This is a genomic window from Paenibacillus sp. Y930 (assembly GCF_056786375.1).
Genome location: NZ_JBXCIX010000019.1, coordinates 1 through 5,664 on the forward strand (window position 1 = coordinate 1; position 5,664 = coordinate 5,664).

Genomic DNA, 5,664 nt, shown 5'->3' on the forward strand with positions numbered 1-5,664 from the left:
GCTACGCCTTGGTCACTTTGATGCTTTTTGGCAGAAGTAGCAGATTCAGTGACAACTTGCTGCGCAAGTTCGTGAATACCTGAACGTTATGTGAAAGTTCGGAAGTTCATTAAAATCCAGTTTGAAAGGAATGAAATGATGATAAGTATTATCCTATACAACTGGGAAGTTCGAGATGAGTATATTAAGAATTTTGAAGCAGTGTCAAATGAAGAACTTGTTAAAGATCGTAAAGCAGGTCTAGGAACAATTCTAAATACATTTTTACATATCATCGATGTTGAATACAGTTGGATTAGAGCAATATTTAATAAACCCGATATACAACTAGAATTCGGTAGATATAACGATCTTCAATCCATTTCAATATTATCCAGTCAATTGAGAGAGGAGATAAAAGGGTATTTATATCATTGGACAACTGAGGAAGTCGATGAAAAGATATATCCTTCTTGGAATCAAGAGTCGTATAGCAAAGAGGAGATATTTAAGCATATATTAGTTCATGAAGTTCATCATATTGGACAATTATCAATTTGGGCAAGAGAACTTGGCGTTACGCCAGCCAACTCAAATTTTATTGGAAGAAATCTCATTAATAGAGTAAAGAATATGTAAGATAACACTAGAAGACCGAACCTTCACATAACACAGTATTCACGCGGCGGCTACGCCTTGGTCACTGTGATGCTTTTGACAGAGTAGTTAATTCAGTGACAACTTCCTGCGGAAGTTCGTGAATACCTGAACGTTATATGAAAATGACTTAAATACAAAGTTCAAGGAGACAATTATGAAAGCAGATAATTATTTGGGAGATTATAGACTTAGCCATAGAGTAGTATATTCAAAAAATACTTATACAGAGTGCATATATTGTGGGAAAAAGGCTGATACACGAGAACATGTTCCATCAAAAGTATTTCTTCTTGATCCATTACCTGAAAATCTTCCTACATTACCTGCTTGTTTAGAATGTAATAATTCATATTCACACGATGAATTAATCGTTTCAATACTAGTGCAATTATTGAAAAAAAAGCATTATGGAGCGAATTATGAATTTTCTGAAACAGTAAAGAGAAGATTAATCAAAGAACGAAATATAGATTTAGTAAAAAAAACAAATGACATAATAGATAAAAATGAAATTAGTACGTTAGACAAAGAGATAAATAGAGTTTTGATAAAGTTAGCTATTGGACATTCTGTTTGGGAGATTTCTGAAGGTTATTTCACTGGTGAAGGTAGAGAGACTTCTGAATCAGTACATGTAGAATACAGGACTATGGACAATATGTCAGAAGATGAGATTAATGATTTTTTACAATGTTTTATAATAACTAATGAGTTATTACCTGAGTTGGGTAGTAGGGCATATAATGAGAGAATATTGGTGATGGAAATAAACGGAAAACCTTCACATCTCATTCTCGATTGGGTTGAAGTTCAAGATGCTGAGTATATGTATATATGTTATAGATTTGGGAATAAAATTTTAGTGAAAATGCTAATTAATAGATATTTATTCGCTAAAGTAACAATTAATTTAGAAGATTTATAAGAATATTTCATACAATATAAATACATATATATTGATAGTTGTACTGGAAGAGTCATCTTCATATAACACAGTATTCGCGCGGCGGGCATTCGCCATTGGTCACTTTGATGTTTTTGACAGAGTAGTAGAATCAGCGACAACTTCTTGCAGAAGTTCGTGAATACCTGAACGTTATAGGAAATCAGCGCAATGCAAAAAATACAAACCACTTTGCATAAACTCTTAAAAATCTAATTACAAGTAAAAGGAGCTGATATGATGAAGGATAAGATTTTTAAGTTTGGACGTATACCATCAAACACTTTAATAACAGTTCTTTTTTATGCAGGAATTCTACCGATAATGTACCAAGCAATTGTATTCGGGAAAAAAGTATATTGGAATAACTTTATTCAAACACAAGTGAAAGAGGGAAATTGGTATACGGGCAAGGAAATAAACAATTTACCTTTAGGGGTATTGCAAGGAGTAATTTTATTTTTAATATCTATCATTATATGGAAAGTGATTTGTGAACTAATATTAATTGTAGTTCGATATATTGAAATAAGAATAGAGAAATAAGGAGAAAGATCATTTCTCAGCAATTTCGAAGAAGGCGCTGACATCCGATAACACAGTATTCACGCTGCGGCTACGCCTTGGTCACTTTGATGCTTTTTGGCAGAAGTAGCAGATTCATGTGACAACTTGCTGCGCAAGTTCGTGAATATAAGAACGTTATCCGAAATACTCGAAAACCAAACCAATAAAGAAAGGAAACTTAAATGCCTAAATTAATGACATTGATGTTATTACTGATTGTTTCAATTTTCTTAACAAGCTGTAAACAAGATAATAAAGCTATGTTACTCGGTGTTTGGGAATCAGATCAAGTGAGCCAAATAGTAGGAAGTGATGAAGAGTTAGGACATTATAATTATTTAGAAGTAACAGAGACAAATATTAATGCTAAAACTTTTAATTGGGTATCAACAGAAGGTGGAGTACACAAAAAAAAATATAATGAGGAAGAGAAGAATATGAATTATCAATGGAAAACTGAGAAAGAAATCTTAGTGGAAGATTCATTATTCGAAATTGAATTAATGAAAGATAAAATGGTATTAAAAAACAAAAATATTGAAATACACTATTACAAAAAGTGATAAGTAAAAGTAAGTTGATAGTAGTTCCAGTAGTCGAGTAAATCGCATAACAAAGTATTCACGCTTCGGCTACGCCTTGGTCAGCAGCGGAAATTCAAGATGTAATGGCTGTCTGACAACTTGCATTCGCAAGTTCGTGAATACAAGAACGTTATAGGAAATCTACGTAAAGTAACAATAGACCTATTTTAAAAAAGAGGTGTTATGAATGTCTACAGTTAAATCTCCTGGTGGATCCATCTTCCCGTATTACTATAAAGGTGGCGAAGTGCATTGCTTAAAATTCGGAAGTTACTCCATGGACCATCCAAAATTAATTTCTATAATGAAAGAAGAAGTTGAATTCATTAAAAAAAACAAAAAGCAATTACGCATTTGGGTAGATTTTTATGAGACAAGAATTACTAAAGAGATTTTGATCGAATTTTTAAATAGTTTAAATGCAATAGAAGATCATATTAATAAATTATCTGTTGTTGGGCTATCATTTAAATCAAAATGGCAACTCAATAGACTAATAAAGAATGTCCCAAATAATAAGTTAAAGGCAATAAAATATTACATTGACCCAGAAGAAGCAAAAACTTGGTTGATAAGTGAATAAAGATTATATGAGTTGTACATGAGGACGTAGACATCCGATAACACAGTATTCACGCAGCGGCTCCACCTTGGTCACATTGATGCTGTTGGCAGAGTAGTAGATTCAGTGACAACTTGCTGCGCAAGTTCGTGAATACCTGAACGTTAGGCGAAATGCTAGTTTTTATTATTAAAGACAAGAGGAGATCAAATGATTATCAGACTTGCGACTCATTCCGATATCGATTCTCTAATAAAAATGAGATTAGATTTCACACTCGAGTACAACTCGAAGTTAATTATTTCTAATGAAATCTATGAGGATTATTATATAGAAACCAAAGATTTCCTCATAAGGGCAATAGATTCAAGTCAATGGTTTATTTGGGTAGCGGAGAACGAAGGGGAAATTGTATCTCATATATTTTTGGAATTGATTCTTAAAGTTCCTCGACCAGGCAAGAAGACCAATCCATTTGTTTATATGACAAATGTCTATACCTTGCCATCAAATAGAGGGAAAGGGATCGGATCGAAATTACTAAATCAAATTAAAGAATGGTCCATTGCGAATAAATATGAATTTATTATTGTTTGGCCAAGTGACAATAGTATTGATTTTTATAAAAGAAATGAATACGTACATTGCAAAGAACCAATGGAATTAATGCTAGAAGAATAATGATATGTGAGCTGGAATGACCGCACTTCGCCTAACACCATATTCACGCATCGGGCATTCGCCCTCGGTCCGGCAGGAGGTAGGAGTGGACTCGGAGAGGTATTTCAGTTTCGGGGAAGCGGAATCAGCCGGACACATCCCACCACCTAACCGCATCGCGGCCGCCCTTCGGGCTTAAGGTGGTGGGACGTCGTGAATACAAAAACGTTAGGCGAAACCGGGAGTAAGTAACATTAAACCAAAAGACTGAAACAAGAAGGTAATAATGATTATGATCACGTATTTAGAAGACAAACTCCTTAACGCTGCAGATGTAGCCGAAGTATTTAAAAAATCAGGAATAAAAAGACCATATGAAGACATAGAGAGAGTACAAAGAATGATAGATAACTCGGATATTATTATTAGTGCATGGGATGACAAGAAGATGATTGGGCTAGCTAGAGCAATAACAGATTATTCTTATTGCTGCTATCTATCTGACTTAGCAGTGGACAAGGAATATCAAAATCAAGGAATCGGAAAGCAATTAGTGAACAAACTACAAATCATATTAGGAGAAGAACCCTCATTGGTATTACTCTCATCTCCAGGAGCAATTGAATTTTACCCTCGTATTGGATTTGAAAAAACGGATAAAGCATATGTAATTGCAAGAAAGAAATAAATAAAAGAAATAAAATGTGAGTGTTTCAAGTCGGCATCGCCTAACACAATATTTGCGCTGCGGGCCATACGGCCCTTGGTCTGCCAGTGGGATTTCGATGAAGAATATTCAGGCAGACACATCCATTCCCCTAAGATAAGAGCTATCTAAGGGGAATGGACGTCGCAAATACGACAACGTTATAGGAAAGATCCGCGAAATCGCACCTAAATTAATTGAAAGTTGTGATAGTAATTGAATAAAAAAATTGAACATAAATTATATACCATGGTAATGGTAAAGAAAGATGAAAAAGTCTTATTAATAAATCGACCGGATCATTTAGGATTTCCTGGATATATCGCACCAGGGGGGAAAGTCGATTTTCCTGAGAGTATAGTTGAAGGAGCAATTAGAGAGGTAAAGGAAGAAACGGGTTTAGTTATAAAAAAGATAGAATATAAAGGGTTAGATGAGTTTTGTGAACCCAATTCCGGATTAAGATATATGGTATTTAATTATTTGGCAACAGAGTTTGAAGGTGATTTATTAGACCATCCACCTGAAGGACAATTGGAATGGATAAATATTGAAAGTGTTGATGAAATACCAGTACAAGATTGGTTTAAAAGAAGATTTCCATTATTTTTTAGAAATGGAACGTTTGAATTAAGTTTTATATGGGATAGCGAGACAAAAGAAACAATTAAAGAAGTCATCAAAGAATATTGATAGGTAACTCAAAGAAGTCGGCTCCATCCTATAACAAAGTATTCAAGCAGCGGCTACGCCTTGGTCACCCTGATGCTTTTGACAGAGTAGCAGACTCATGTGACAACTTGCTACGCAAGTTCGTGAATACAAGTACGTTATCAGAAATCGGCAAAATACATATTAAAGAAGGTGATTCAAAAGATGTTAAATAAAATAGAAGCACATCGTTATATGTACTGTTTTCTAAAGAGAACCGTGACATTATTTGAGTTGGAGCAATGGATATATGATCACGAGGAACTTGAAAGGAATTTAGGTGAGGCTGATT

General features: G+C 34.3%; 8 protein-coding genes. All 8 read left to right on the plus strand.

What is annotated here, in order from left to right:
- Positions 1-135 precede the first annotated feature (135 nt).
- Positions 136-618 carry a DinB family protein gene (locus tag AC1TO5_RS21020; protein ID WP_482064793.1) on the plus strand — a complete coding sequence of 161 codons (483 nt, stop codon included), beginning with the start codon at positions 136-138 and terminating at the stop codon, positions 616-618.
- Between the two features lie 175 nt (positions 619-793).
- Positions 794-1,564, plus strand: coding sequence for a hypothetical protein (locus AC1TO5_RS21025; RefSeq protein WP_482064794.1), 771 nt, complete (start codon positions 794-796; stop codon positions 1,562-1,564).
- A gap of 255 nt (positions 1,565-1,819) precedes the next feature.
- The gene (locus AC1TO5_RS21030) at positions 1,820-2,128 is read left to right on the plus strand and encodes a hypothetical protein (protein ID WP_482064795.1); all 309 of its coding nucleotides are present in this window, start codon (positions 1,820-1,822) and stop codon (positions 2,126-2,128) included.
- Between the two features lie 203 nt (positions 2,129-2,331).
- Positions 2,332-2,712, plus strand: coding sequence for a hypothetical protein (locus tag AC1TO5_RS21035; protein ID WP_482064796.1), 381 nt, complete (start codon positions 2,332-2,334; stop codon positions 2,710-2,712).
- Between the two features lie 208 nt (positions 2,713-2,920).
- Entirely contained in the window at positions 2,921-3,316 is a 396-nt protein-coding gene (locus AC1TO5_RS21040) for a hypothetical protein (protein ID WP_482064797.1), read from the plus strand.
- A gap of 189 nt (positions 3,317-3,505) precedes the next feature.
- Complete coding sequence (locus tag AC1TO5_RS21045) at positions 3,506-3,976, plus strand: N-acetyltransferase family protein (protein WP_482064798.1); 471 nt, start codon at positions 3,506-3,508, stop codon at positions 3,974-3,976.
- Between the two features lie 265 nt (positions 3,977-4,241).
- A complete protein-coding gene (locus AC1TO5_RS21050; RefSeq protein WP_482064799.1) occupies positions 4,242-4,643 on the plus strand; it encodes a GNAT family N-acetyltransferase in 402 nt (133 codons plus the stop codon).
- A 234-nt stretch (positions 4,644-4,877) separates the two neighbouring features.
- Positions 4,878-5,354, plus strand: a complete 477-nt coding sequence (locus AC1TO5_RS21055) for an NUDIX domain-containing protein (protein ID WP_482064800.1) — start codon at positions 4,878-4,880, stop codon at positions 5,352-5,354.
- Positions 5,355-5,664 lie beyond the last annotated feature (310 nt).

Bases quoted from the DNA above. Each gene is read 5' to 3' on its own strand.
- AC1TO5_RS21025 (WP_482064794.1), top strand. From the start codon at position 794: ATGAAAGCAGATAATTATTTGGGAGATTATAGACTTAGCCATAGAGTA.
- AC1TO5_RS21040 (WP_482064797.1), top strand. From the start codon at position 2,921: ATGTCTACAGTTAAATCTCCTGGTGGATCCATCTTCCCGTATTACTAT.
- AC1TO5_RS21030 (WP_482064795.1), top strand. From the start codon at position 1,820: ATGATGAAGGATAAGATTTTTAAGTTTGGACGTATACCATCAAACACT.
- AC1TO5_RS21035 (WP_482064796.1), top strand. From the start codon at position 2,332: ATGCCTAAATTAATGACATTGATGTTATTACTGATTGTTTCAATTTTC.
- AC1TO5_RS21045 (WP_482064798.1), top strand. From the start codon at position 3,506: ATGATTATCAGACTTGCGACTCATTCCGATATCGATTCTCTAATAAAA.
- AC1TO5_RS21020 (WP_482064793.1), top strand. From the start codon at position 136: ATGATGATAAGTATTATCCTATACAACTGGGAAGTTCGAGATGAGTAT.
- AC1TO5_RS21050 (WP_482064799.1), top strand. From the start codon at position 4,242: ATGATTATGATCACGTATTTAGAAGACAAACTCCTTAACGCTGCAGAT.